Raw genomic sequence first — 25,360 nt, 5'->3', positions numbered from 1 at the left:
TATTGATTTGTGCAATCGCTTGCATTAAAGATTAAAAAAGTAGGCTAATTCCACATTGATCGACTGACTGCGTGCAATGAATCTATCCTTTTACGTCACTGGAAAATTATACTTTCACAGTATATACCAAACTACAGCAGTTAAGCAACCGTTTGCACAAAATTGAATAGTAGAAATTGATGCATGATCAAAAAAGATTAAGGCAATTGCGCCTCAATCTTTTATAAAAAATTCAACTGCTATAACTTTGAGAGTATTACGTTTAATCTTCAAACTCGACAGTGATTGCATTGCCTCCTGATTTTGTTAAGTAAAGTTCTGCTTTATTATTCTTTCCATCAATCTCATCTGACAATCCATACCAGACTTTGCATGTTCCAGGAGAAAGCAATCCATATGCTAGTTTATCATCAGGATTACTGTCAGCTTCCCATAGTGTTACTTCGTGAACACCACTACCACCAATCATACAAGCTTTAAAGTTTCCTCCCCCAGAATAAATCACCTTACTTTTGGTTTTAAATGTGTCAGTACCCTTATCATCCCATTCGCCAGCTCCATACTGAATGGATGAGGCTCCAGTCAATACCGGAAGGGTCATACTTAAAACCAGTACCAATAAAATCGATAGTTGTTTCATATTTCTCACTCCTATTATATTTTCTTTAAAACAAGCTTTTCTAGCTCTTCTTCGGAGAGATCATTCGGTATGATATTAACCGTTCCATCTTTTAAAATTAGTATTTCATCCGCCAATTTATTTGCAATGGGCAGCATGTGTGTGGATAGAAATACAATGTTGCCTTGTGTAGCAAATTCTTTTAATTTTTTTTGCATGGTAACGATATTAACCGGATCCAGAGATACAAGCGGTTCATCTAATAACAATGCGTAAGGGTTGATTAGGAATGCAATCGCTAAAGACAATTGATGTTTCATTCCTTGCGAATAATTCACCACTAAATCATCAGCGAATTGTTCTAAACCCTGATTTTGTATAAACTTCTTTAATTGCATGTCTGTTAAAGATAAATTATGTAATTGGGAAACAAACTTAATATTGTCAAAACCCGACAAGTAATCAAGAAAAACAGGTGGCTCAGTTACATAGTGAAAACACTCTGAATGGTTTTCATCATCAACCACTTGTATGTCACCAGCATCATATTCGAGCATTCCTGCCATGATTTTCATGAGGGTAGTCTTTCCCACGCCATTTCTCCCAAGCAGACAATATATTTTTCCGTACTCTAATTCAAAGTCAACTTCTGATAGCACTTTCTTTTGATACGATTTTGTAAGTCCCTTTACTTTAATCATTTTGCTTTACTCTCCAATATAATTTCTAATACGATCGGTGTGATCTGTGACTCAAATAAAGCAGCTATGCCTAACGACACAACCATAACAATCAATAGTTGTAGAAACTGATTTAAACTCTGCACATGGAAAATTCTCTTATTGTATAGCTTGTTAATAGCTAATCTTAAACTGATTGTTGAAAGATAGAAACTAAGAACGATAGCAACGATTTCGATAATTCCATGAGTAAGAATGACAAATAAAGAATAGAATACCGACCCACTATGAACGTAAGCAGAATGAATTGCTATTGATAATAGATACAAATTATAGATAATTATTCCTGAAGATACTGCACCAAACGAAATAATCCCGGTCAATAAAATAATCGTTGAAGAAGAGATATTCTGGATAAAAATCTCTGTAAAGCTTACTTTTTTTATTAATTCAGCAGGTGGTAGTAGCGTTATGTTAGTTGTGTACATAAATACTAATACGAACACCATCGTTAGAATCAAAAAGTAACTAATGAGTAATCTGTTGTAAAATAGATTAAACATGGTCTTTGTTAATTGCAGTTCTTTCATACATAAAACTCCTGATATGCTTCAAATTCGTTAAAAGAATGTAGTAGAGCGCTGCTAAGATGAGCAACGGTAGAACAAATAGATAAACAAACGAAGTAATACCTGCATACACCAATAAAACTTCGAGAGCGATCGTAAGGATCAAAAATAGGATAATCAAGAATTGTACGAGCTTCTCTAGTAATCCAGCTTCAAAATAGTATTCAAATCGGTATGTGCTCGCTGTGTAAAGAAATAAGATACTAGCGATGAGCAATAATCCACCGAAAAGAAAGGTAAGGTGATTGTTAATTTTCCCTAATGAAGGAGACAGGATCAAGTAGATCACCAAGAATTGCAATCCTGGATAAATAAGAAACAACATCGTCGTATTCAAGATCGAACTATGATTTCTCTTACAAAACAATACAAGCTGAGTTGATTTCTTACTAAGGTATAAACTTACCAACAAATACGCAGGAAACATCGTTCCGCTAGCTATGTTAAGTCCTTCCTTTTTTATATAGACGGATATTGCCAACGTCCCGACAAACGTTACTAAGAAATTCATATTAATAAGCCCATATTGTCTTACTTTATTCATATGAATACTGACCACTTGGTGCGGTACAGATTTCTTCTCTTTTGTGGTACTGTTCTTTTCACGTACTAGAATTTTTGCAAAGAGAACGGAAAGCCATACACAAAGTAACACTACTCCCCCCAAGGTACCAATCCATAACATGTCGATTTTAAGTTCATACAAACTAAATTTACTAGGTGAAAACTGAATGATCCATCGCGCTAAGTTTCCTTCCAACACTGTTTTAATAAAGAATAAGATACTTTCAAAAATGATTTCTCTCTTAATGAAGATGAAGATAGAGAGTAATAGGTAAAGTACTTCTCCCCCTCTTCTCCACACCTCACTCGTATATGTAAACTGAAGTGTATAAAAGAAAAATTTCAGAAACCCAACCATGTAACCCGCAATAAGGACTACCAACAAGAATTGGAGGATAAAGACCATTCCATTCAATCCATTTAAAAGCGGTTGACCCACAACAAAAGGGAACGACATCAAAAAGATAAATATCCATATAATTCCTGCGCTTAAATATTCATTTGCTAGAATAACCCTTTTCTTTTGATAGATTGAAAATGTATTGTTCATAGCGTATTTTCTAATATCATCGTTCACCGTATAACCTAGGAAAAAGCACAGAGATAAAATCCCAAATAATAAAATGACAATATTTAATTGTTGTGAATCTAAATTCATGTAATGAAAGAAAATTTGAAACAAAAATGCGATAATAAACCAAAACAAGTAGATGATGGTGAGTGAAATTCTAACGTATGATCTTAAAGAAGTGATTAGTTTTCGAGTAAAACCTGACTCTACTCCAACTTCGTTACTGCTATATAGAAACTGATTGAACATTGTTTTTAGGATTGTTTGTACTAACAATATGTTGATTGAATTCCTCACGATCATTCAACTCTTTCAAAATAAAATTAATCTATGCTAAACCCTTCTCTTTACTTAATAGTCTCTATTACTTAGTAGCTAGCCAATTTTTCAATATGGTGTTCTAGTAAATATCCAATTGCCCAGTCGCCGATTAAGCTTACAAGAAGTCCAATTACGTTCCAACCGAAGATAACAGCAATTGCTTTCTTAGCACCCTTACCAGCTTTGTAAGCACTATATGCTTTCTTTAAACCTACTAATGCAGCTGCAGTTGAAATACCCGGTACTACCTTATGTATATCGAAAGCAACACCCATCTGTGCACTCACAGCGATTAATACCATAGTTGCTAATAGAGCAACTGTCCCAAGAAGATCTTTTTTGTTGATTGCTTGCATGTTCAATACGTTTGTCATTTTAATTTCCCCCTAAAGATAATGATGTAAAGATAATAAAATTCACATAACAAAATAAAGTAAAGAGAAGAGGTTTAACCTGGTTTATATTAACTACCCCTCTTAGCAATAGGAAGAGTACAAGCATTCCTATTAAAACCAAAGGATTAGTAGCTAGCAAAAAGATTTCATATTGATTGTTATAAAAGAGTACTTGCCAAAAAATGCTTAAAGAAATGATAATAAGAAAAATCAAGTAAACTCGATGAAACGATTTAAAGGAGATCGGAAGCCGAAAGATAAACTTCGCTATAATATGTAAGAACACACTACTAAAGAAAATTTGAATTAACATGAACAATAGAGTAAATGCTATGACTACACCAACAAGGGCATAGGCCTGTGCGCCGTCTTTTTCCAAAAGATTATTAACTAACTCTAGTTCGGTTGGTCCCATTTCATTCAAAACAGAATATACCATTGTACCCAAGCACGTAATGAATGTAAGCGTAAAGATATAGTATGTAGAACGGTTGTCACCCGTTAACCAATTAATCATTTGATCTTCCTCCGTATTCTAGTAAAAACTAATTAATATTCTGGTTGTTAATTCCAATTTTGTATTACGTTTCAAATCCTAGCACAGCAAACTTACTGAATTCCATAAGATTTTTACTATTATTGTAAACTGATTCCAAATAACTACAAATTTGTACATTTTTTGTATAACTATAGTTACAGAAGATTTTAGAACGTTTTTACACTCGGTTACTTTAGACCCAAAACAAAAAAGCCGAGGAAAATTATCCTCGACTACTAGAACTTTAATTTACAGTTCTCTATCTAAAGTGTTTAACAAACTAACATCAAGCGCTCATTTTCTTTGAGTTGATAACATAAAAGAGTAAATATGAAAGAATCGCAATTACTATGTAGAATAATTCCAGGTTTGCAGAACTTAGCTCGGCAACTTCTTTATTCACATTAAACAGATCAGTTAAAAAATTAATAAGTAAAAATAACACCAATGTCATCCAACTTTGAGTGATCGATTTATTCTTAATCGCTCTCTTCCTTTCATCGTCATTTGGTCCAACCCCGAACTCTTTCTTACCCGTTATCAATCCAATTGTTAAGACTACGAATACTACTGCAATTGTTATTACTAAGAATTCCAAAAATGTTTCACTCCTTACTACTGTTTTCATAAATGAACAACTCATCAAGGGGCGTCTCCAACACAGACGCTAATTGAAAGGCAAGCTGAAGCGTTGGATCATATTTATTGTTCTCTATCGCATTAATCGTTTGGCGCGAAACGGAACAAGACTCTGCAAGATCTTTCTGAGACAACTTTCTTTTTTGACGTAGCTCTTTAATATTATTTTCCAATTAACCACCACTCACCTGTCAAATACTTTTTACATTTATAATATTAGTATAAGCTACATTTAATGTCAAATACTTTTGACACACTCATTACTCTCATCATTGCTTTTGCCCTCACCTATTTAAACCCTCTATATTTTCCCATGAATGGAAAAAAAGATTTTCCCTGAATCAGCTTCACTAACGTTTAATTATCAATTAATAAAGGATAACTAAAGTGACCAGGCTGAAAGTTGACCAGCCTGGTCATTAGGTAGTAGTACCTTTTACAATCTCTATAAAATAAGAAATATCCACTAGTTTACATCAAAGCTGATTTCAATCACAGCTCAACTTCTTCCCCGTACCCCATCACGAGAACCTTCGTATTCGTTCCCGCCAACTCATGCGCAAGCTCATCATCTCTCCCCATCATGCTTTGAACAACAGGAAACGCATCTAACAATTTTTCTAGCGTTTCAGGTTGGGCAGCTGTTTCTTTCGTCGGAAAGGTATGACTCGGAATAACCGTTTCCACATTCAATAGGTTTTTCACCGCGTACGCCGCTTCCTTAGGTCCCATCGTAAACTGGCCGGAAGATGACAGGATCGCGATGTTCGGTTCATACACATCCTGGATCAGCTTCATATCCATCATGAGCGCGGTATCACCTGAATGATAGACGGTATGGTCATCTGTAAAAGTAAACACATAACCTGCTGACTCCCCAGCATAGATCGGGGTCCCCTCTGTTTCCTTGTAGCTCGAAGTATGCTTCGCCTGTACCATCGTTGCTGCCACATCATCTAGCTGAAGCGTTCCACCGAAATTGAGTGGATAAGCATTCTGAACACCCTCTTGGATCAAAATCATCGCTAGTTCATACTGCGCCACAACAGTACACTCCGGATTATGTACAAGCAATTTCTCAAGCCCGCTTGCATGATCGAAATGCCCATGCGTCAAAAACACCGCATCGATACTTTTCATAAATTCCTCAGTTTGATAGTCATCCGGACACCCAGGGTTCATATCAAAGAATGGATCGACCAAATACCGCTTTCCACCTTTACTTGTGAACAAGTACATCGCATGACCAAGACGAGTGAGTTTCATACGAATTCCTCCTTTGAATAATACCTTCAGACTTAAAATCCTATTTCACTTAATAAAACTTCGGTGTACTTCGATCTAAACCTTCCATCAAGTCATAATAAAAAACGCTCAAATTTTTGAGCGTTTCTGGATCGTCTTTTAGTAATTTGTTTGTTCCATTAGATATGAAAATGAACTACCACAACTACTTCTTCTTCCTTCGAAAACTACTGAACGCTAAAAAGAGTACAAAGAAAACAGCAATCCAGAAAGCAGTATCCACGCTACCCCACCTTATGATCGTTAATTTACTTTATATACGAACAGAACAATATTTCGTTTCATTTTGGTGTGAACAAAAACAAAAAATTCTCATTGACACCGTTTTCATAACCAGTTATGCTTGTTACATAATAAAGAACAACGTTCCTTATTAAGGAACAAGACTTAATTTTAGGAGGAGATTAAAGGGTATGAGTATGAATTTGATTCGTTTCACATTAGTAATGTCACTGGTACTTGTCTTGGGCGCATGCAGTAATTCTGCTTCTTCGGGTAGTGCAGGAGACGATGAACAAGCAAGTGATTTCCCTACTCAATCATTGGAATTAATCGTTCCGTATGCAGCTGGGGGTGGGACTGATTCCCTAGCACGCTCTTTTGCTGACAAAGCTGAAGAAAATCTTGGTGAATCGATCGCAGTTGTAAACCGTGAAGGTGGCGGGGGTGCTGTTGGAATGCAAAATGGCATGAATGCGAAAGCGGATGGCCATACCGTTACGATGGTTACCGTTGAACTTCTTACACTACCTCACTCTGGTCTTGCACAGTTCTCTTATGAAGATCTCCAGCCAATCGCTTTGCTAAATGAAGACCCTGCTGCGATTACAGTAAAAGCTGATGCACCTTGGGATACATTAGAAGATTTCGTTGAAGAAATGAAGTCAGGGGATAAGTTGAAAGTTGGAAACTCAGGAACTGGGGCAATCTGGCATCTCGCAGCTGCAGCACTTGAGCAAGAAGTTGGTGGAGAATTGAACCATGTTCCTTTTGAAGGAGCTGCACCGGCAGTGAATGCGTTACTTGGCGGCCACGTAGATGCAGTATCTGTTAGCCCAGCAGAAGTGAAATCTCAAGTTGAGTCTGGAGAACTAAAGGTACTCGGTGTCATGGCGGATAATCGCGTCGACTCTTTACCTGAAGTACCAACTTTGAAAGAAAGTGGAATCGATCTATCGATTGGTACATGGAGAGGTCTTGCTGTACCGGCAGATACTCCTGAAAACGCTGTTAATACATTACAGGAATCCTTCAAAGAGACAGCTCAAACAGAAGAGTTTAAAGATACCCTTACCAAACTCGGAATCGGATATCGCTATGAAAATGCTGAAGGCTTTTCTGAACTACTTAAAGAACAGGACGAATTATTCGAAGAGCTCATCCCTTCTCTTAATCTGAATCAATGATAATCGAATAGGCTAGCTTACTAGCCTATTTTTCTGGAGGTTACATTATGTTCAATCGGTTACTAGGTCTTGGACTCATTCTGTTTTCAGGAACGGTATGGATGCTGGCAGGTGCATTCCCTGAACAAAATACAAGTGGACCAGGACCAGCTCTTTTCCCTCAAATGCTAGCTGTGTTATTACTCATCCTATCAATCTCATTGATGCTAACTAAAGAAAATCGTCATAGTGAAGGACTTGATAAGCGTGGAAAGATCTTTTTTTCATTAGGTGTACTAATGGTGATTCTGTATGTTGCCATCATTCAACTGATCGGTTTCGGTGTTGCAACCCTTCTCGTTACGATTGGCTGGATGTGGCTGATGAAAATTCGAAAATGGTGGGTTTTACTAACAACCTCTACCCTACTACCTGCATCAGTTATCTTCGCATTTGAATACTTACTAAGAGTCCCCATCCCACATGGGCTACTCTACTAAGGAGGTTGTTTGATGGATCTGTTACTCCTAGGATTTGAAAGACTACTTCATGTTGATATCATATTGCTTCTTGTGGCTGGAGTAATTGCTGGGATTATCATCGGTTCGCTTCCAGGATTGACCTCCACCATGGGAGTCGCTCTCTTCTTACCCGTAACGTTTGGAATGGATCCTGTAAATGGATTACTGCTTCTGATCGGGATTTATTTTGGTTCGATCTATGGAGGTTCAATCGCAGCGATTCTATTGAATACTCCTGGAACTCCTGCTTCTGCCGCAACTGCGATGGATGGGTACCCGATGACACAGAAAGGAGAGGCCGGGAAAGCGCTTGGAATTGCGGTTATTGCTTCTGGTATGGGCGGAATTGTAAGCGTATTGATGCTGACATTTATTTCCCCTCAACTTGCTAGGGTCGCACTCAATTTCAGTGCCCCCGAGATGTTTGCACTCGCCCTCTTCGGTCTTAGTATCATCTCGAGTATCTCCGGTAAGTCGGTATTAAAAGGGTTGATTGCAGGCGTTGTTGGGCTGATCATCGCAACGATTGGAATGGATCCTATGACAAGTTTTCCCAGATTTACGTTCGATCAACTTTCATTATTAAACGGTGTTTCCTTTATCCCAGTTATGATCGGCTTGTTTGCAGTTTCAGAAGCTCTCCTTGGGCTTGAAGAGCAGCTTCGCGGCAGTAAAAAAATAAATAAGGTTATCGCAAGCTACGTATTACCAAAATGGCATGAAGTGAAACGACTCATCAGTTCGATGCTCCGCTCTTCGTTCATCGGCACATTTATCGGAATCATACCTGGTGCTGGAGCTGATATTGCAGCCTATGTCGCTTACAACGAAACAAAGCGATTCTCTAAGAAAGAAGAAAAGGAATCATTCGGTAATGGGAATCCGAAAGGCGTCGCCTCTGCGGAAGCAGCGAATAACGGTGTGACAGGCGGTGCAATGGTCCCTCTCCTTACACTAGGTATTCCAGGAGATGCTGTTGCGGCTGTTCTTCTTGGAGCATTGGTTGTTCAAGGCATTCAACCTGGTCCTCAGCTTTTTACAACAAGCAGCGACCTTGTCTACACCCTTTTTGCAGGAATGTTTCTAGCCACGCTTCTCATGATGCTGTTTGGATTCCTTGGAATACGTTTGTTCACAAAGATATTAAAGGTGAAGAAGAACATTCTCATCCCCATTATTCTTGTGCTTTCCGTAATCGGGGCTTACGCCATCAGCAATAATTTCTTCGATGTGTATGTAATGCTCGTTTCAGGAATAATAGGTTATTTCATGAAAAAACACGGCTTCCCTGCATCACCAGTCGTACTTGCTTTGATTTTAGGTCCAATGGCAGAAAGTGAGTTTAGAAGGTCCCTCGTCATGTCAGAAGGTGCTTACTCGATCTTCTTCACTCGTCCGATCGCTGCCGTACTCATCATTCTTGCAACACTATCACTCGTGGTGCCGATCATGTTTAAGAAGCGAAAGACAATCGAACAACTAAACTAGGAGGCTTTCAATGAACACTCAACTAGACGTTATAACGCTCGGTGAAACAATGGTCTTATTTGATGCCGGTTCAAATGGTCCACTCCGATACGTAAATCAATTCAATAAGCGAATTGGCGGAGCGGAATCCAATGTTGCAATCGGACTATCCAAACTAGGTCATTCGGTCGGCTGGGTCAGCAAAATCGGCGATGAAGAACTCGGGCATTATATGATCAATACAATACGCGGAGAAGGCGTTGATATTTCAAGAGTGGTTCTAGATCCCACCGAACGCACAGGATTATATATTAAGGAAAAACTAACGGATCGAAACCAAGTTTATTATTATCGTCAAGGTTCTGCAGCTAGTAAAATGGCCTCTTCAGACATCGATTGGGAGTATCTATCAAATACGAAAATCATTCATTTAACTGGTATTACCCCCCTGTTAAGTGAATCTTGTTTTAATCTTGTTGATGAACTGTTTCATTTTGCAAAAAAACATGCGATCCCTGTCTCCTTTGATCCTAACCTACGTCATAAACTTTTGGAAAAGGTCCCAAATGGCAAAGAACGATTAATGGATTTTGCAAAAAGGGCAGACATCCTTCTCCCCGGGTTGGAAGAAGCAGAATACTTACTTGGCACAAGAGATTATGATGAGATTGCAGATTTCTTCTTAGCATCTGGGGTCAAAAAAATTGCAATCAAAAATGGTGCGATCGGTACCTACTATGCAACGTCTGATAACGAACGAGGTTTCGTAAAAAGCTATCCTGTTTCAAAAGCAATTGACCCAATTGGAGCTGGAGATGGATTTGCAACCGGTGTCCTTTCTGGTCTATTAAACGGGAGCACGTTCGAAGAAGCCATCGATCGCGGATCTCTCATTGGCTCAATGGTCGTTTCCGTAAGCGGAGACATCGAAGGCCTCCCAACGAGTCGTGAAATTGAAGCTTTCCGAACAAATAAACAGGATGTACTACGATAAAAGGAGTGGGCGTATGAAACAGGAGAACCTTACCAAAATGATGGATGGTGGAATTGTAGCTGTTGTTCGTAAAATCGATCGCAACAAGGTCATTAAAGTGATTGAATGCCTCATCGACGGGGGAATTACTGCAGTAGAAGTCACACTAGATTCGGAGGATGCCCTTGGTGTCCTTAAGGAAGCAAGTCAAACCTTCAGAGGTCGAGCCGTCATCGGTGCAGGTACCGTACTCGATGAGCAATCAGCGAACATAGCCATTCACGCTGGGGCAGACTTCATCTTCGCACCGACAATTGATGAAGGCACCATAAAATTGGCAAACCGTTATGGTAAAATTGTGATACCAGGCGTTTTCACACCAACCGAAATATTAAATGCCCAAGAATGCGGGGCTGACCTTGTGAAAGTATTCCCAGCAAGCGTACTTGGACCTAAATTCATCAAAGATGTGAAAGGCCCGCTGAATCATGTGAACATGATGCCAACTGGTGGTGTCAACCTACATAATACGGCAGAATACATTCGTGCTGGCGCAGTTGCTGTAGGTGTCGGCGGCTCCCTTTTACAAAAAGAATTAATCGACCAAGAGCGGTGGGGAGATCTTGAAACACTCGCAAGGGACTATACCGAAGAAGTTCAAAAAGGACGTGCTGCATTGGTCAGTTCGAACTAAAGTAAAGAATTTGAGCGGCCACCAGTCCGAGAAAGGAAGGGTTTTATGATACAGTCAGTTGATCGATCACTTCAGATATTAAATATATTAAAAGAACACCAAGGAGGACTCGGCATTACTGAGCTCGCGAATAAGCTGGACGTTGCCAAAAGCACCATCCACCGGCTTGTTTCCACGCTCGAGTCACATCAGTATATTCAACGAACACCTGATCATAGCTCTTACCAGCTCGGCCTGAAATTTATTGAGATGTATCACGTCGTCGTTGATAATTTAAACATATTGGACGTTGCACGAGACGTGCTCGAGCAATTAAGTGAACGAACACAGAAGATTTCACACCTCGTGATGATCGAGGAAGATCATCAAGTGATTTACATTGATAAAGTAGAATCACAATCGACCATTCGCATCTACTCCCGCACCGGGAGAAAAGCTCCACTTCACTGCACAGGAGTAGGAAAAGCGATTTCAGCCTACTACACTAGCGATCAGCTTAAAGATTTCTTTGAAACGAGAGAACTAACACGTTTCACTGATCATACAATCACGAGCAAAGAGCGTTACGAAGCGGAGTTAGCGAGAATCAGAGAAAGCGGTTATGCAATCGACGATGAAGAACACGAAGAAGGCATCCGATGTATCGCCGTACCGATTTTTGACCACCAAGGTAAACCAACATACGCAGTCAGTATAACAGGTACAGTGCAACAAATGACTGAACAGCACCTTGCAGAATTCCTTCCTATCTTACAGGAAGCAGGAAATGAAATCTCAAAAAGGCTTGGTTATTCGTCTAAATAGCCGTCTAGGGACACAGGGACAGGTTCATTGTCCCTCTCACCTGTTATATTAAAACTGGGACACTTTCTGGATTGCTGTTTTTTTCTTTGTACTCTTTTTAGATTTAGTAGTTTTAGCAGAAAGAAGAAGCTACAACGCTACTGTTATATCGAAAAGCCTGGAATGGCAGCATACCCCCAGGCTCTTCTTTTTGGTACTAGCTAGTCACTCTCCATCACAACCTCATCCATCACCATCTCATCTACCCACTCCGAAATCGTTACCGGCAATTTTCCTTTGTACTCTGGATCGTTTGAGTGATAACGAATCACATCAGAATCCGTCACAGCAGCATAAACATACTGCTCGTTGATCATGATGATTCCGCCATTTGAAGCGGCGATTCCTCTCACAAACCCCTTTATCACTTTTGTTTCAAGTCCATCGTGATCTTCAACTTCCATATAGACATTGAAATTATTTAAATACAGCTCATAGTCGTTTCCAACCACATCTTTAAAAAGGTGATCTTCTGATTCAGAGAGAACGCCTTGCTCGATGAGATCTGTCTCGATCTTCACATCCCCTCGCTCATACTCTCCGTTGAAGAACGTTCCGACACCACCCCAGATCATGCATTCATCACTTTGTTCGATCGTGATGAGGTCCTCTGAAAAATGAAACGTAAGCTCACAATTGATTTCAGACGTCTTGAATGTAGCACTGTCGCCTGAAATCACCGCCTCCCCTTCCATACCCCCAACATTCGCACCTGCGATGACATTCAGCGTGAATCGAAAACGCTCTTCCGTTACGTCTAGTATGTTGAGATGTCCCGTGTAATGGAGGATATTCCGAGTCCATTTGCCTGTTAAGTCACCTGGCTTCACTTCAACAGCTGGTTCTAAGGTTTCCTCCGCTTCCTCTTCCACTCGCTCATTTTCCTCGACCTCAGACACCTCAGGTACTGATTCATCATCTAAAAACTGATCAACCGCAAACCCTCCCACTCCAACTAGTAAAACAATAAGCAAAACAACGAGCGTTTTTTTCAACGACCACTTCCTCCTTCCACCATAGCTCTATTAAAGCTATGTACCTCACCAACGAAAATGCAGGTCTTTATGGATGCCAGCTTAAAATAGGTCTTTCTACCTCTCAACGACATCCCCATGTTTCCGGAGTAGCAGCTTTCTAAATGGAGAAAGCCCCTCTATCGCAAAAAAAAATGGTCTGGCATAATGCCAGACCACCTAGTTCATATTCCCTAACTTATGAATTGCCCTCTCTCTAAAATCACGATCTTCGACCATCGCCTTCAAAAAATCATGAAAAACATTCCGAATCCACAACAACTCGTACCGCTTCTCATCTTGAACGAACACGGAAAGCGCGACAGAATCTTCACCATTACGATGATACAGCGCCGAAGTCAGCATAAACGCCGTGGATCCTCCCTTAAACCAGCGTCGCTATAGAATTGCAATAGTAGGTTCATAGACATCTTGAATCAACTTCATGTCTATCATGAGGGCAGTGTCTCTAGAATGATAGAGCATATAGGTCATCTGTAAAATCAAACACATATCCTGCCGCTTCTCCAGCATAGACCAGCGTCCCCTCTGTTTCCTTGTAGCTCGATGTATGCTTTGCTTGCACCATCGTTGTTGCCACGTCTTCTAACTGACACGTGCCACCGAAATTAAGCGAAAAAGCATTCTGAACCCCCTCTTGCAATAAAAATCATCGCAAGCTCATACTGGGCAACAATTATACATTCAGGGTTATGTACAAGCAGTTTCTCAAGCCCGCTCGTATGATCAAAATACCCATGTGTTAAAAACACCGTATAGATGCTCTTCATAAATTCCTCTGTCTGATACTCATCCGGACAGCCAGGATTCATATCGAAGAAAGGATCGATTAGATGTCATTTACCAGACTTACTTGTTAATAGGTACATGGCGTGACCAAGGCGTGTGATTTTCATAGAAACCCACCCTAAGGTGTTTAACAAACATTTTAAAAATGAGACTCTATAAATGTCCACCTGCTCTTTAAATATTCGATTTAGCTACATACAAACCTTCAGATTTCATAATAAAAAACGCTCAGATGCCTGAGCGTTTTTATTAGGTAACTAATAGCATTACTTTTTAAAGAATTAGAAAGATATATGAATCAAATCAAAAAATGCTAGAGCTCCTACTACTGTACCTAAAATGACATTAACAACAAATCCAGCTTTAGCTGATTTTACTAAGAAAGAATACATGAATATATTACCTACCTTCTAACTGATTTAGTAATCTTTAAAGGTGTGTATACTTTCTATATCGGTAATATATAGCCATTATTTAGCTTTTTTCTCAAAGTGCTCACGCAATCGATACTCACATATTTCCTTTGTCCAGTTGTATAAATAGTTGTTTTCTTCTTCATTAGCAACTTCAACATTAAATTGAAATACATTATCTTCGAATAAAACTAACCCCTTGGAACTACCACTCCACTTAGTCATCGGCATGATTGCAATCAAATTACTTACTTTCTTTTCATCATATACCCATAATTTTTTCGTTGTTTTATCTGAGAAATCTTTTAATTTTCGGTAGTCCACCTCAGTAAGGTATTGGTGGAAAAAGGGAGCTACTTCGGTTGGCGCAACAGAATCTAACCAATGTTCTACCCCTCTACTTAACATATACTTAAGAACGACCATCTTATAACTCTTGGTCATGTTTGTTCGCTCAACCTCTGTAATCCACTTACTATGCTTATTAAATACTTCCTTTTCGTTCTCATCCAGTTCGTCTGCCCAATCAAGAAAACCTATGTATGACTTAAACTCCTGCTTATATCCTTTACTTTCTTCAGAGCCTTTCCGGTGGAGCTCTGTATAACTTGGACGCCCCCCAAGTTCTAGCTTTACATTATAATAAGCATCATACAACTTCTCCTTACGTGGCTGCTTTTTGCGATTAAGCTCCTGCAGTAAATCAATAACTTTTAAGTCCAGGTTTAACTCGCAATTAGCTGGGACAACAGGTTCAACATTATTTGTTCTAGTATCTTTAGCCGGGGCCGTATCAAACAAAGAGAGTTTAATATCAGCATTACGATAGTTTCCAATCAGGTCGATAATATTACAATAAGATTTACCTTCAAATAACCTCAGCCCTCTACCCACCTGCTGGGTAAAGACGGTCAATGATTCAGTTGGTCTTGCGAACAGCAAAGTATCTACAGGGGGAATATCCACACCTTCATTAAATAGATCTACCGTAAAAATTATGTCTATTTCACCAGAAGATAAACTTTGGATCGCTTCTGCTCTATTATAATCCGATTTGGAATGTAAGCTAATAGCTTTATAGCCATTCTGATTGAAATAATTAGCTAGAAACACGGCTTGTCTGATTGAAGAACAAAATCCAATCGACCTTGTTTGCTTATATTGAAGCCATGCTTCCAGGATTTTTTGGGCTAATTCTTCCTTAAGTTGTACTTGTAACAACTCTTCTTTATCGTATTTATTCCCCAACCAGGTAATGCTCGAATAGTCTGTCTCATCATAAACACCATAGTAACGAAATGGAGTCAGCCAGTCTTGCTCAATTGCTTCTATAAAATGCATGTTATAAGCCACATTTCCATTACACAGTGCATAGACGTCCTTGTTGTCCATCCTGTCAGGGGTTGCGGTTATACCTAATAGGAACTTAGGATTAAAGTAATCTATTATCCCTTGATAAGAAGGTGCAGCTGCGTGGTGAAATTCATCCACCACAATAAGATCAAATTCATCAGGAGAAAAGCGATGTAAATTCTTTTCCTGTCCGATAGTGAAAACAGAAGCAAACATCATATCAGCCATCTCTTTTTCCTTACCATTGTAAATACCTGTAGAACGATTGTGAATAACATGATGGAAGGAACGCTTCGCTTGATACAAAATCTCTTCTCTATGGGCAATAAAAAGAACCCTTTTAAACGAACGAGCAAAAAAAGCAGCTAGATATGTCTTCCCTATTCCAGTTGGTAATACCACCATTGCGCTTGTATAATCCTCTTCAAGAGTTGATTCTAGCGCTTCGAGAGCTTCTCTTTGAGCTGGTCTAGGTGTTAACTCAGTTTGTGTATTCACCTCATATACCTCACCGCGTTCTTTTATCTTATCTTGTGAAGAGGGAACACCTATTGTCATATCGATTTCTTCTAAATCAGTCCAAGTTTGATGAAGCTCAGGATGGTTTAAATGGTACTGTTCGTACCTATTATAATAAGACTTTAAAGTTTCATCATTTAGAGGAATGGTGTTTTCATGGTAGAAGGTATGTAGAAACTGATCTTCTGCTTCTTCATATGTCGATGGTGCACTACTCTCAGTAACATAGAGGTTCCACTCTACACCACCAGTAAGTGCTGATTTTGATAGATTTGATGAACCTACAAAGAATGCTCCATTCCCTTTCTCCTGTCCGAACAGATAAGCTTTTGGATGAAAAGATCGGCCATTACTTTGGAACAAGCGGACTTCAATTCCTTCAAGTTCTAGTAACAAGTTTAATGCTTTCGGCTGCGTAACAAAAAGGTAATCACCAGCGCACAATTTAACACTTGCTCCTCTTTTAAGTGCTTCTTTTAAATAGGGATATAGTAAATCAACTCCTGAACGCATTACAAATGAAGTTAGAATATAAATAGAATCAGAGCGATCTATCTCTGGAACAAGGTAGTCGTACAGTCTTTCAGATACTAGTTGAACCTTACTCATCTTCCACATCAATCAAATAAATTTTTTTTTCGAATCCTCCGCGTTTAACTTTCTTTTCTTTCCTTACCTTTTCTAGTTTCTCAATTGAAGAATGGTGAATAGTAGTTAAAGAATAGATTATTTCTAACATATCCGCTAGTTCTTCTATAGACTCGTTGTCTTTTGTTGCTTTTAGATATTCTTCCAGTTCTTCTTTGAGCTTTGTTTGGAGTTCTTCTTTGTATTCAACATCATTAAGATTTTTAGTATTGAAGTCTTTCCCTGTGGCTTTAATAATTTGTGGAATATTATCTCTAATGAGTTTGTTGTATGTTGGCATATAATTCTCCTTTTTTATATCATTTAAAAATTAGTAAGTTTAAAAGAAACCTATAATGAAATGTGAAATTATTTTCACTTCTCATACCAAAACCATGCTGACCTAAACCTGGAAGTTCTCCCCCCAACTGCCTTATACCTAAAGTACATACCTAAGTTTTCCAAAGGTTTCAAGATTGAGCCAATCCGCTTATCCCCTATTACCCAAATAGATCCGCCTTTGTGACGCTTATCTATGTACTCCAAATCATGTTTTTGCAAATATTCAATCAAAAGATCTTTTTCTTCAGTGTCACTTTCTACACTTGGTTTACTAGGTTCTTTAACTTGAGTGCTTGTAACACTACTAACGGATACAAAGTCTTCATTTACAAATGCATTGGCTTGATTGTCTTTTCCAGATAATCCTACTGGTTCATAGTAATTATTCTCTACTTCATAAGGATCATACTTATCTACTTGAACGGATTCTGCATTTTTATAGCTTTCTCCGTCTACACCTTTAAACGAAACCTCTTGCTCTGATACTTCATGATAATAACTTAAGTACTCTACAAAAAGCTTCTTAAGCTCATCCTTTTCGAGCATTGGCGACATAATTACTGGATAGCTTTTGTTAAATTCAAATATTACTCTTCTTCCTACACGTTCATCGTCACCTAGGTCTTCTCGTCCTTTGATTTTTGCCTTCAGTACTTTTGATAGGTCTAGTTCATCTATAATACTCAATATATTAATTAGAAACTTGTCATTCCTGAAAATTTCATATTTAATAATGTAATTGTAAAGATCAAGGTTTTCAGCAATTAATCCATAGTATCTGTTACGTTCGTTATCATCCTGGATATTATCAACAACATATTGCGCTCCTAAGATGATTTTATAGATATAATTCTCCCAATCAAATTTCTTTAGCACAATATTGTTAAATACATTCTTACCATTTTGAACATCTGAATAGCTATTCAAAATAAAATCTCTTTTCTGTGTTAGCAGTAACGAGTGCCAAAACGTCTCATCTAGAAGATGTGCTCTATCCATATCTAAATATGATTGAGATATGACTTTAAAAGCTTTAAGAAAACCTTGCTTTTTTTCTTCTTCACTCCCTTTACCCATATAGAATGGGAAGTCAGGGGCTTCTTTAACAAAGACAAAGTCATTTGAGAAATATTCGTCTTTTTCAATTAATTTCCCATCTAAAAAATCCTGATACAACGTCTCTGAGTTTTTATACCCATTAGCTAGTAGTCTAACTTCCATCCGTTACTAGTCCCCCCAAAGCAGTAGTAAACTTTTCTATAATACGATCAGAAATCATATAGATCACTTCATCAATATTTTCCATATTTAACTCTGTAACTTTTTTACTCTTCATTAGGTTATATAATTTAAAATCCAAAGATCCTTCAGGTTCCTGCATCTCTTGAATATCAACATCACCATCGTTACTATTATTAGTAATAAAAGTCTGAAGAGCTTTTGACAAACCTGTATAAATATATGGATTATTTAGTACATTGCTTTTTGGTAAGTTGTTAAATTGATATTCAGGATTTTTATAGTGAATGATAATTGTTTCGTTACCCAATTCAACTTTTATATCTGATTTCAAGTTCTCATTGACTTTTTTCTCAAACAGATCAAAAGGCTTTGTAATACTACCATCGAAAACAATAACACTCGAATATCCTAATAACGAGAACTTAGGAACAATTATTTCTTCTTTGAATTGCAGGTAGAATTCGCTCAAGTCTTCATTGTTCTCGAAACTTATATCTTCCAGAGCTTGGATGTGCAATTGAATAGAAGTCCGTTTATTTAAGGACACTCGAGACTTGTGGATCTTCACAGTTTTTTGGTCTGGATTTAATTTAACAAATTTATTGTCTTTAGATTGAATGATTAAGATTAACTGAGCATTCCTTCTTTTAATCTGTTCTCTAATAAACTCTGAATCTATCATATATTCAAAGTCAAAGTGGTAGTACTCTGCATTCTCTATAACATTTACATCCAAATCAAAAGAGTTGGTTGCATAGCTGTATGAAGTATTAGCAAGAACAGGGTAAGGGAAATTTGCGTCTTTTCTATAAATCACCTTCTACACCTCCACATAATAAACAAATTTTAATGATCTGTTGAAGGTGTCCCTCAATTTTAAATTAAGCTGAGCTACTCCATTATTAATTTGAACACCCTTAATTACATTTTTTCTGTAGGAGCAGCTTCCCCCTGAATTAACATCAATAATATTTATATAGTTATTCTGAATTTTAAATTCATCTTTGTACTCTACACCCATTCCATCAATGAGTGATAAAGCGATATCGCAGTTCTTCGCATCCCCTAATTTTTCGCTCTTAGTAAAGTCAAATTTAATCATTTCTTTTTCAGTCAAGATAATTCTCTCTACCATCTCAGGGTGTGCACTATATCGTTCTTTTCCTTCCTCATTATTCTCCTTCTCTTCCTCACTTTTCTGCCATTTTAAAGGATCGCGTTTTTTAGGTTTCTTTTTCTCCTTACTCTCTTCTCTACCTTCCTTATCCTTTTCTTTCCGCTTTTCCTTCTTAGATGGGGCTGTTGTAGATTTTACTAACGATTTACCCTGGTTGACTTTAACAGTTCCAATTGATTTTTCTAAGTCTTTTTTGAACTGTGTCTCTACTACATAGAGAAGGTCTTGTGTATCCATTATTCCGTCTGTAGGATTGTTTTCTTTAATTGCATTTTCAATTACTTTGGAGATTTCTTTCGATAAATTATTAATGAACCTTGTAGCACGTCTCTTTAATGATGCATCATTAAAATGATCCTTTGATAGCTTTGTATGGGATTCATTTTCTAGCGACTTCAAGTAAGCGTCTTCTTTTGGTCCACCAATAAGCACAGCATTAAATGGTTTTGTAGCACTACCTTGGACTTTAAAATCCTCAATTTTCATTCCAATAGTTCTTACAATAGCAACTCTTCCTTTTGGTATCCGCTCATCGAATCTAAAGTAGAGTTGGAATTGAAATTCTTCTGATCCGTTTGATACTGTAATTCCTTGAGAAGGAGCATCCAAATATGTATCTAGGTATAGTGGTGTGAATTCCTTCTTGGCATCTGCAATTTCCTGAATGTAATAGTCTTGATCTTTAACATAGTCTAGTATGGTTTCTTTATTTACTTCTTTTTCATTTATATGAACTTCAAGCTTGTTGTTTAGGATTGAAACGAAGAAGCTGTCACAAATACTTTTTATAATTGCTGTTTCATCATCATATCCACTACGAAAATATGGAATGATGATTTTCAATCCTCTTGTATCTTTCTTAAACACATCATGAAAAGTATTTTCATAGGGGTAAAATTTCGACTTGTTGTCATCATAGACTTCGATATCTGTAAAATACCCAGATGATCTATAGGCCTGACCCTTATACAAATGTTCAATTAATTGAACAGTCCCACCAAGGTGCTGATCCCCATTTTCATCACAGTTTGCAAAGTACATCACATGCAAATCTGACGCTGCGTTTGAAGCAATTTTCCCCACTCCGTGAGAGCCACCTCTTGAAACTTCAATTTGGCTATTCTCTTCTTCAAAGTGAACTCCTTTATTGTAGGCATAAATGCCCCAAGTGTCTTTCTTGGAATTACTTTGACCATTTCGTGCTCCAGTCAATCCTCTTGTGTTGATGTCTTCAAAAGAAATATATCTAACTTTTTCCTGATTTATTTTATTCTTCATATGATTGATGGTTTCATTCGTATAACTATTTCGGCCTTCTAAGCTCATAATACGCTCTTCCACATCATCAATACCCGGTATGTACTTCTTTTTGATAGATCCTGTTTTAACTTTAACTACAACTGGACCATCGTAGTTAACTAAACGTCCATCAAGGGAGTTTTGTATATTCTCTCTAACTAAACCTACTACTCCCATGTTGTAAAAGCGTTCTAAGGTTTTATTGAAATTTGATTCTTCTATGTTAGGTATAGGCGAAAATTTCCACTTGTTATTTCTAAGTGTATGTAACATCCTTACAAACCACCTCTATATATGTAATTGATTTGTTTATGATAAATGAAGTAAATTAGCAATAAATAAAGTATCAATTAAAATCATCAAAACTAAAAAGCAATAATTTTATATATTCAAATAGTTCTTCATTCCCATTATTTTACCATGCAACACCTCTTGAGTAACTAATAACTTTTTCAATTTGGCAAACTGAATGTTAAAGGTTATCGAAGCCTAATTTTTGGAGAAATCTCCTTTCAATATAAAACTAAATTTCCACGCGAGAAGATTTCTACTCATCCTAAATGAAGAAAAAATATACACCTGACACTTCGACTCTCTAAATATATTTCTTGATAAGCAACTTAGCGTAGTTAGATGCTAGTTTATTTTATTTAGTGTAACAACAAATAGATCAGACAAACCATAGATATTTATTGGTTCGCCTGATCCCCCTTTAGATAAACTGGATGAATTAAGTGGTAATAATCGTCAACTTATCAAACCCTTATTAAAGTATGAGTCTCAATTACTAATCTAAGTATTAACACAATTTCCATCTTTCCACAGCTATCTTAAATAAGTCCATTTGTCTATTTTCTATTTCTTTAAGAGTCCACTGAGTATATTTGCTCAATGGTTTAGTAATATTAATATTTGATCTTTCATATACACCTTTTTTTACTGTGAATACCTTGTTTTGTATGCTTCTGTTATACTCATTTCCTAGTAAAGTCAAGTTTCCAATTCTATTTAAATACTTTCTGTGCGTCTCCTCATCAATGACCCAATCTCCTAACGATTTAGGCATTATGTGCTCTAAATGAACTCTTCCATCTCCAATTACATTAACCTCATTTTCAGTAAAATCATTAATTTCTTTTAATATGTATTTTGCAACTGTATTTGATTTCACACTAAAAGATGCAAATAAATTTTCAAACTCTTCATCACTTAATAGTTCATGCTTAAATTCTTTATATATTTGATCTATTGTTATTAATTCTTTTTCAGAAATATTATGTGCAATCTTAGCAAAAAGCACTTCATATTTATTTGCAACTTTCCCAGCGACTACATTATTTCTAACTATAAAAGTTTCTATTAGATTTAATACATACCTAATATCATTTTCTACAAAATCGTTGTTTTTCATTGCTAGTATTATAGGGTAAAATGAGCTTGCTTTTAAAGTTTTTAAGTTAGTCAATACTTTCTGAGTTTCAGAATTAGTAAAATGATATTCTTCTGAAGGGTTTACTAATGCCTTGTAAGTATCAGACATTTTAAATAAATTATCCACAAATTCTTCTGATTTTTTTGGAGAATTAATATGAGTCCTAATTTTTTTGTAGAGGTCTTTTTCTCTTGTGAATTTGTATTGAGAATTCCAAAAGTGACGTAAGAATTTTGTAATATCTATGTTATCTAAATTATCTACTGTTTTTAACCATTTATTTTTCACTTGATCAATTAAATTACCCGAAGAACGAAATAAATGATTCTTTAACAGATCAGAAGTTTCCAAATCCTTTCCTCTTGCATTTAAAGTTTCAAATATAATGAATGCTTCATTAATTTCATCAGTTTCTACATACATAAGTTGAAATCCGTTAATGAACTTATTATAATATTCAACTAATATGGAATATTTATCTCGATCATTTGATCTATTTGAAATCTTTTCACGCATTTTGGTTTCAAAATATTTATATGCTTCTTTTATACGTTTATGGGAATCTTGTGAAGGTTCTAATTCTAACGGGCTACTAATTTGAATATTTTCTCTGAAGTAATCTTTATCGATTCTCCCTAAGGTTAACCTTAATTCATCCTCTTCTTCAGACCACCTACCAATATACTTCAACCTTATATCTTCAAACTTATTTCTAGAGCTTGAATTATCAGTATCCTTGTATACTTCTTCAAATAAGTCTCTAAGAACTGCTAAAAAAATAACAGAAGTTGTAGTTCTCTGTTGGCCGTCAATAATATATTTTTTGTTTTCATTTTTGTCATCATGAATAACAATTTGACCAAAAAAGTGTGTATCTGTATTTTCTTTTACCGAATGATCAAGATCTGTCCAAAAGTCTTCCACCTGATCATCTTTAATCCAAGAGTATTCTCTTTGATAATCAGGGATATAGAAAACTCCTTTTTGTAAGTAGGTTTCTACAGTTTCAAATCCAAAATTCTTAATGCCCATTTTCATTCTCCTTTTTCTATATGTAATACATATATCTATTTTAATAATAAGTACCATGTATACTATTGACAACCTTATTATAACTCGCTCCAAGCAATATAAGCGAGATTACTTATTTTCAATAATTCATCAATGTGGGTTGTAACACGTTTTATAATAAATGATAAGAGGTGCTCAGAAGTCTATAATTACTTTAAGTCTTTCCTGTGGTTAATTAATTTGAGGATAATATCTCGAATGAGTTAATTGTAGGTGGGTATGATAATTCTCGCTAAGGGTTACATTCGGTAGAAGAACAATTACCGTCCAATTATATCTTGATATATATTGTAAAGAGTAATAACTTCACCTTTATCTAACCAGTAATTATGGGCTATTTTATTCCTAATCGTTTTAATTGATTTTAGTTGGACAAAGACTTTTGGTGGCATCAGTATATTCAAACAGTTAAACAAGCTAATGTAAGCAAGTAATTCATGATAATAAAGGTCATTAACCTGCTTATTTGTCAGGGAATTATTGTATAGTTTATGAGCAATCACCTCCCAATTAGTGCCATATTTTAGTTCCATATTATGCTCAATGAATTTTCTAAGGTAATTTTCAACTTCAAACAAGTAACCATAACTTTCTTTCATAACATTCAAATCAACTTTATCCATTATGACTTAACCTCTTTTATATTAAAATTGCAACTAGGGAAAGAAATTAAATAAAAGACCCGCCAAAACGAGTCTTTTAAGCTGTTGTCAATTCTTCTTTATTCTGTGTATTATTTTTTGTTTGCTTCTTATAAACTTTTTCAAGTGCTTCTAGTTGTCGCTCTGCTATCCGTTTAATAACTGGAACACTTACAGCATTACCAGCCTGCATATATAAATGAGAGTTAGCCATATCCTGTGGGAGAAAATAATCATGATCAACAGGGAAACCTTGGAAGCGGAAAGTCTCCTTGGGTGTTAATTTCCTTATTCCCCAATCATCAAGAATTAAAGGGACATTATGGCCTCCCCCCCCCATATTAGCGGTCAAGGTTGGACAAACATTGCTTTGATTTTCTCTTACATAAACACGGCGAAGTTGGTAAACCGTATCCCTTCGTTTAATGGCTTCACGTAGCATAGGATAGTATTGTGAACTCTCGCGATAATAATATTTTTCATCTTGCTTTTCATGACGATCTAAAACATGATCTATTGTATTAGTTAACTCAATTTGCTCGTCAGGCCATATAAACTTTTGAAATGCCTTTTTATTCTTAAAGCCAACAATAAACACACGTTCACGGTTTTGTGGAACATTTCCATGAGTCATAGTATTATAAATTCTGTCATCTATATAATACCCGCTATCTTCTAACATCTGTTTAATAACTTTAAATGTTCTTCCTTCATCGTGACCATGTAAATTCTTCACATTCTCTAAAAAGAAAGCTTTAGGTCTTTTTGCACGAATAAAACGAACCACATCATAAAATAATGTTCCCCTTGGGTCTATAGCTTCAGTGTGACCATTACAGTTAGGGCAAGTCGCACCCTGAACATATTCATCGTAGGTTACCATATGTTCATGACCACAATCATGGCATTGATATTTCATGCCGTGTCTTTGACCAGCTACGGAAAATGCTACACATGGCCAACCGGCAGTAATAATATCTGTATCTGGCATTAAAAACTCATGCACATCCCGCACATCATCGTCCAAAAGAGGATGTTCCTTAAAGTTAGTACGATAAGTGTGGCAGGCCTTTTTATTATTTTCATTTGCCCAAATAATTCTTGCTCCTGCTTGCTCGAACCCTTTATCAATCCCTCCCACTCCTGCAAAAAGGGATGATACAGTATATTTATTATCATTCTCTATTGTCATTGTAAAAGTACACCTCCATACGAACCGACGTTCGGTTAATTTAAGCATACTTTATTGTATCATGTTTCGACATTTTTGGCTGCCC

General features: G+C 36.8%; 25 protein-coding genes. 6 read left to right on the top strand and 19 right to left on the bottom strand.

Features of this window, described 5'->3' with window-relative positions; genetic code table 11:
- Positions 1-262 precede the first annotated feature (262 nt).
- From PFZ69_RS11065 to PFZ69_RS11030, 8 genes are all read right to left on the bottom strand, one after another.
- The gene (locus tag PFZ69_RS11065; protein ID WP_270181140.1) at positions 263-640 is read right to left on the bottom strand and encodes a hypothetical protein; all 378 of its coding nucleotides are present in this window, start codon (positions 638-640) and stop codon (positions 263-265) included.
- Between the two features lie 14 nt (positions 641-654).
- Positions 655-1,320 carry an ABC transporter ATP-binding protein gene (locus tag PFZ69_RS11060; protein WP_270181139.1) on the bottom strand — a complete coding sequence of 222 codons (666 nt, stop codon included), beginning with the start codon at positions 1,318-1,320 and terminating at the stop codon, positions 655-657.
- Positions 1,317-1,862: a stage II sporulation protein M gene (locus PFZ69_RS11055; protein ID WP_270181138.1), complete on the bottom strand. Its 546-nt coding sequence runs from the start codon at positions 1,860-1,862 to the stop codon at positions 1,317-1,319. The genes PFZ69_RS11060 and PFZ69_RS11055 overlap by 4 nt, the downstream gene beginning before the upstream one ends.
- Entirely contained in the window at positions 1,855-3,360 is a 1,506-nt protein-coding gene (locus PFZ69_RS11050) for a hypothetical protein (RefSeq protein WP_270181137.1), read from the bottom strand. The genes PFZ69_RS11055 and PFZ69_RS11050 overlap by 8 nt, the downstream gene beginning before the upstream one ends.
- A gap of 71 nt (positions 3,361-3,431) precedes the next feature.
- A complete protein-coding gene (locus PFZ69_RS11045) occupies positions 3,432-3,758 on the bottom strand; it encodes a hypothetical protein (protein WP_270181136.1) in 327 nt (108 codons plus the stop codon).
- Positions 3,759-4,603: 845 nt separating this feature from the next.
- A complete protein-coding gene (locus PFZ69_RS11040; RefSeq protein ID WP_270181135.1) occupies positions 4,604-4,915 on the bottom strand; it encodes a hypothetical protein in 312 nt (103 codons plus the stop codon).
- A gap of 7 nt (positions 4,916-4,922) precedes the next feature.
- Positions 4,923-5,129, bottom strand: coding sequence for a helix-turn-helix transcriptional regulator (locus PFZ69_RS11035; protein WP_270181134.1), 207 nt, complete (start codon positions 5,127-5,129; stop codon positions 4,923-4,925).
- Between the two features lie 319 nt (positions 5,130-5,448).
- Positions 5,449-6,222, bottom strand: coding sequence for a metal-dependent hydrolase (locus PFZ69_RS11030; protein WP_270181133.1), 774 nt, complete (start codon positions 6,220-6,222; stop codon positions 5,449-5,451).
- Between the two features lie 452 nt (positions 6,223-6,674).
- On the opposite strand from PFZ69_RS11030, the gene PFZ69_RS11025 reads away from it, so the two are divergent.
- From PFZ69_RS11025 to PFZ69_RS11000, 6 genes are read left to right on the top strand one after another with little or no spacing between them, the layout of a single operon-like run.
- The gene (locus PFZ69_RS11025; protein ID WP_270181132.1) at positions 6,675-7,667 is read left to right on the top strand and encodes a tripartite tricarboxylate transporter substrate binding protein; all 993 of its coding nucleotides are present in this window, start codon (positions 6,675-6,677) and stop codon (positions 7,665-7,667) included.
- A 47-nt stretch (positions 7,668-7,714) separates the two neighbouring features.
- Positions 7,715-8,146 carry a tripartite tricarboxylate transporter TctB family protein gene (locus tag PFZ69_RS11020; protein ID WP_270181131.1) on the top strand — a complete coding sequence of 144 codons (432 nt, stop codon included), beginning with the start codon at positions 7,715-7,717 and terminating at the stop codon, positions 8,144-8,146.
- Between the two features lie 12 nt (positions 8,147-8,158).
- A complete protein-coding gene (locus PFZ69_RS11015) occupies positions 8,159-9,655 on the top strand; it encodes a tripartite tricarboxylate transporter permease (protein WP_270181130.1) in 1,497 nt (498 codons plus the stop codon).
- Between the two features lie 10 nt (positions 9,656-9,665).
- A complete protein-coding gene (locus tag PFZ69_RS11010; RefSeq protein WP_270181129.1) occupies positions 9,666-10,628 on the top strand; it encodes a sugar kinase in 963 nt (320 codons plus the stop codon).
- Between the two features lie 13 nt (positions 10,629-10,641).
- Positions 10,642-11,301, top strand: a complete 660-nt coding sequence (locus PFZ69_RS11005) for a bifunctional 4-hydroxy-2-oxoglutarate aldolase/2-dehydro-3-deoxy-phosphogluconate aldolase (protein ID WP_270181128.1) — start codon at positions 10,642-10,644, stop codon at positions 11,299-11,301.
- Positions 11,302-11,346: 45 nt separating this feature from the next.
- The gene (locus PFZ69_RS11000) at positions 11,347-12,105 is read left to right on the top strand and encodes an IclR family transcriptional regulator (RefSeq protein ID WP_270181127.1); all 759 of its coding nucleotides are present in this window, start codon (positions 11,347-11,349) and stop codon (positions 12,103-12,105) included.
- Positions 12,106-12,305: 200 nt separating this feature from the next.
- Here the strand turns inward: PFZ69_RS11000 and PFZ69_RS10995 are convergent, their stop codons facing one another.
- From PFZ69_RS10995 to dcm, 11 genes are all read right to left on the bottom strand, one after another.
- The gene (locus tag PFZ69_RS10995) at positions 12,306-13,139 is read right to left on the bottom strand and encodes a hypothetical protein (protein WP_270181126.1); all 834 of its coding nucleotides are present in this window, start codon (positions 13,137-13,139) and stop codon (positions 12,306-12,308) included.
- Positions 13,140-13,337: 198 nt separating this feature from the next.
- On the bottom strand, positions 13,338-13,523 hold the full coding sequence (locus PFZ69_RS10990) for a hypothetical protein (protein ID WP_270181125.1): 186 nt from the start codon (positions 13,521-13,523) through the stop codon (positions 13,338-13,340).
- A gap of 103 nt (positions 13,524-13,626) precedes the next feature.
- Positions 13,627-13,821 (bottom strand): hypothetical protein, encoded by a 195-nt coding sequence (locus PFZ69_RS10985; protein ID WP_270181124.1) that lies wholly within the window; start codon positions 13,819-13,821, stop codon positions 13,627-13,629.
- 616 nt (positions 13,822-14,437) lie between these two features.
- Positions 14,438-16,861, bottom strand: coding sequence for a DEAD/DEAH box helicase family protein (locus tag PFZ69_RS10980; RefSeq protein WP_270181123.1), 2,424 nt, complete (start codon positions 16,859-16,861; stop codon positions 14,438-14,440).
- Positions 16,854-17,180: a nucleoside triphosphate pyrophosphohydrolase gene (locus tag PFZ69_RS10975; protein ID WP_270181122.1), complete on the bottom strand. Its 327-nt coding sequence runs from the start codon at positions 17,178-17,180 to the stop codon at positions 16,854-16,856. The genes PFZ69_RS10980 and PFZ69_RS10975 overlap by 8 nt, the downstream gene beginning before the upstream one ends.
- Before the next feature lie 74 nt (positions 17,181-17,254).
- A complete protein-coding gene (locus PFZ69_RS10970) occupies positions 17,255-18,442 on the bottom strand; it encodes a DUF6339 family protein (protein WP_270181121.1) in 1,188 nt (395 codons plus the stop codon).
- Positions 18,432-19,280: a hypothetical protein gene (locus PFZ69_RS10965; protein WP_270181120.1), complete on the bottom strand. Its 849-nt coding sequence runs from the start codon at positions 19,278-19,280 to the stop codon at positions 18,432-18,434. Before PFZ69_RS10965 ends, PFZ69_RS10970 begins: the two co-directional genes overlap by 11 nt.
- Positions 19,281-19,283: 3 nt before the next feature.
- On the bottom strand, positions 19,284-21,212 hold the full coding sequence (locus tag PFZ69_RS10960; protein ID WP_270181119.1) for a hypothetical protein: 1,929 nt from the start codon (positions 21,210-21,212) through the stop codon (positions 19,284-19,286).
- A gap of 526 nt (positions 21,213-21,738) precedes the next feature.
- Entirely contained in the window at positions 21,739-23,403 is a 1,665-nt protein-coding gene (locus tag PFZ69_RS10955) for a DUF262 domain-containing protein (protein ID WP_270181118.1), read from the bottom strand.
- A 299-nt stretch (positions 23,404-23,702) separates the two neighbouring features.
- On the bottom strand, positions 23,703-24,065 hold the full coding sequence (locus PFZ69_RS10950) for a hypothetical protein (RefSeq protein WP_270181117.1): 363 nt from the start codon (positions 24,063-24,065) through the stop codon (positions 23,703-23,705).
- Positions 24,066-24,141: 76 nt separating this feature from the next.
- On the bottom strand, positions 24,142-25,275 hold the full coding sequence (gene dcm, locus PFZ69_RS10945) for a DNA (cytosine-5-)-methyltransferase (RefSeq protein ID WP_270181116.1): 1,134 nt from the start codon (positions 25,273-25,275) through the stop codon (positions 24,142-24,144).
- Positions 25,276-25,360: the final 85 nt, after the last annotated feature.

The sequence above is a fragment of the Alkalihalobacillus sp. CinArs1 genome (assembly GCF_947387515.1).
Lineage (GTDB): Bacteria > Bacillota > Bacilli > Bacillales > Guptibacillaceae > Guptibacillus.
This window is presented reverse-complemented; position numbering and strand designations above follow the sequence as displayed.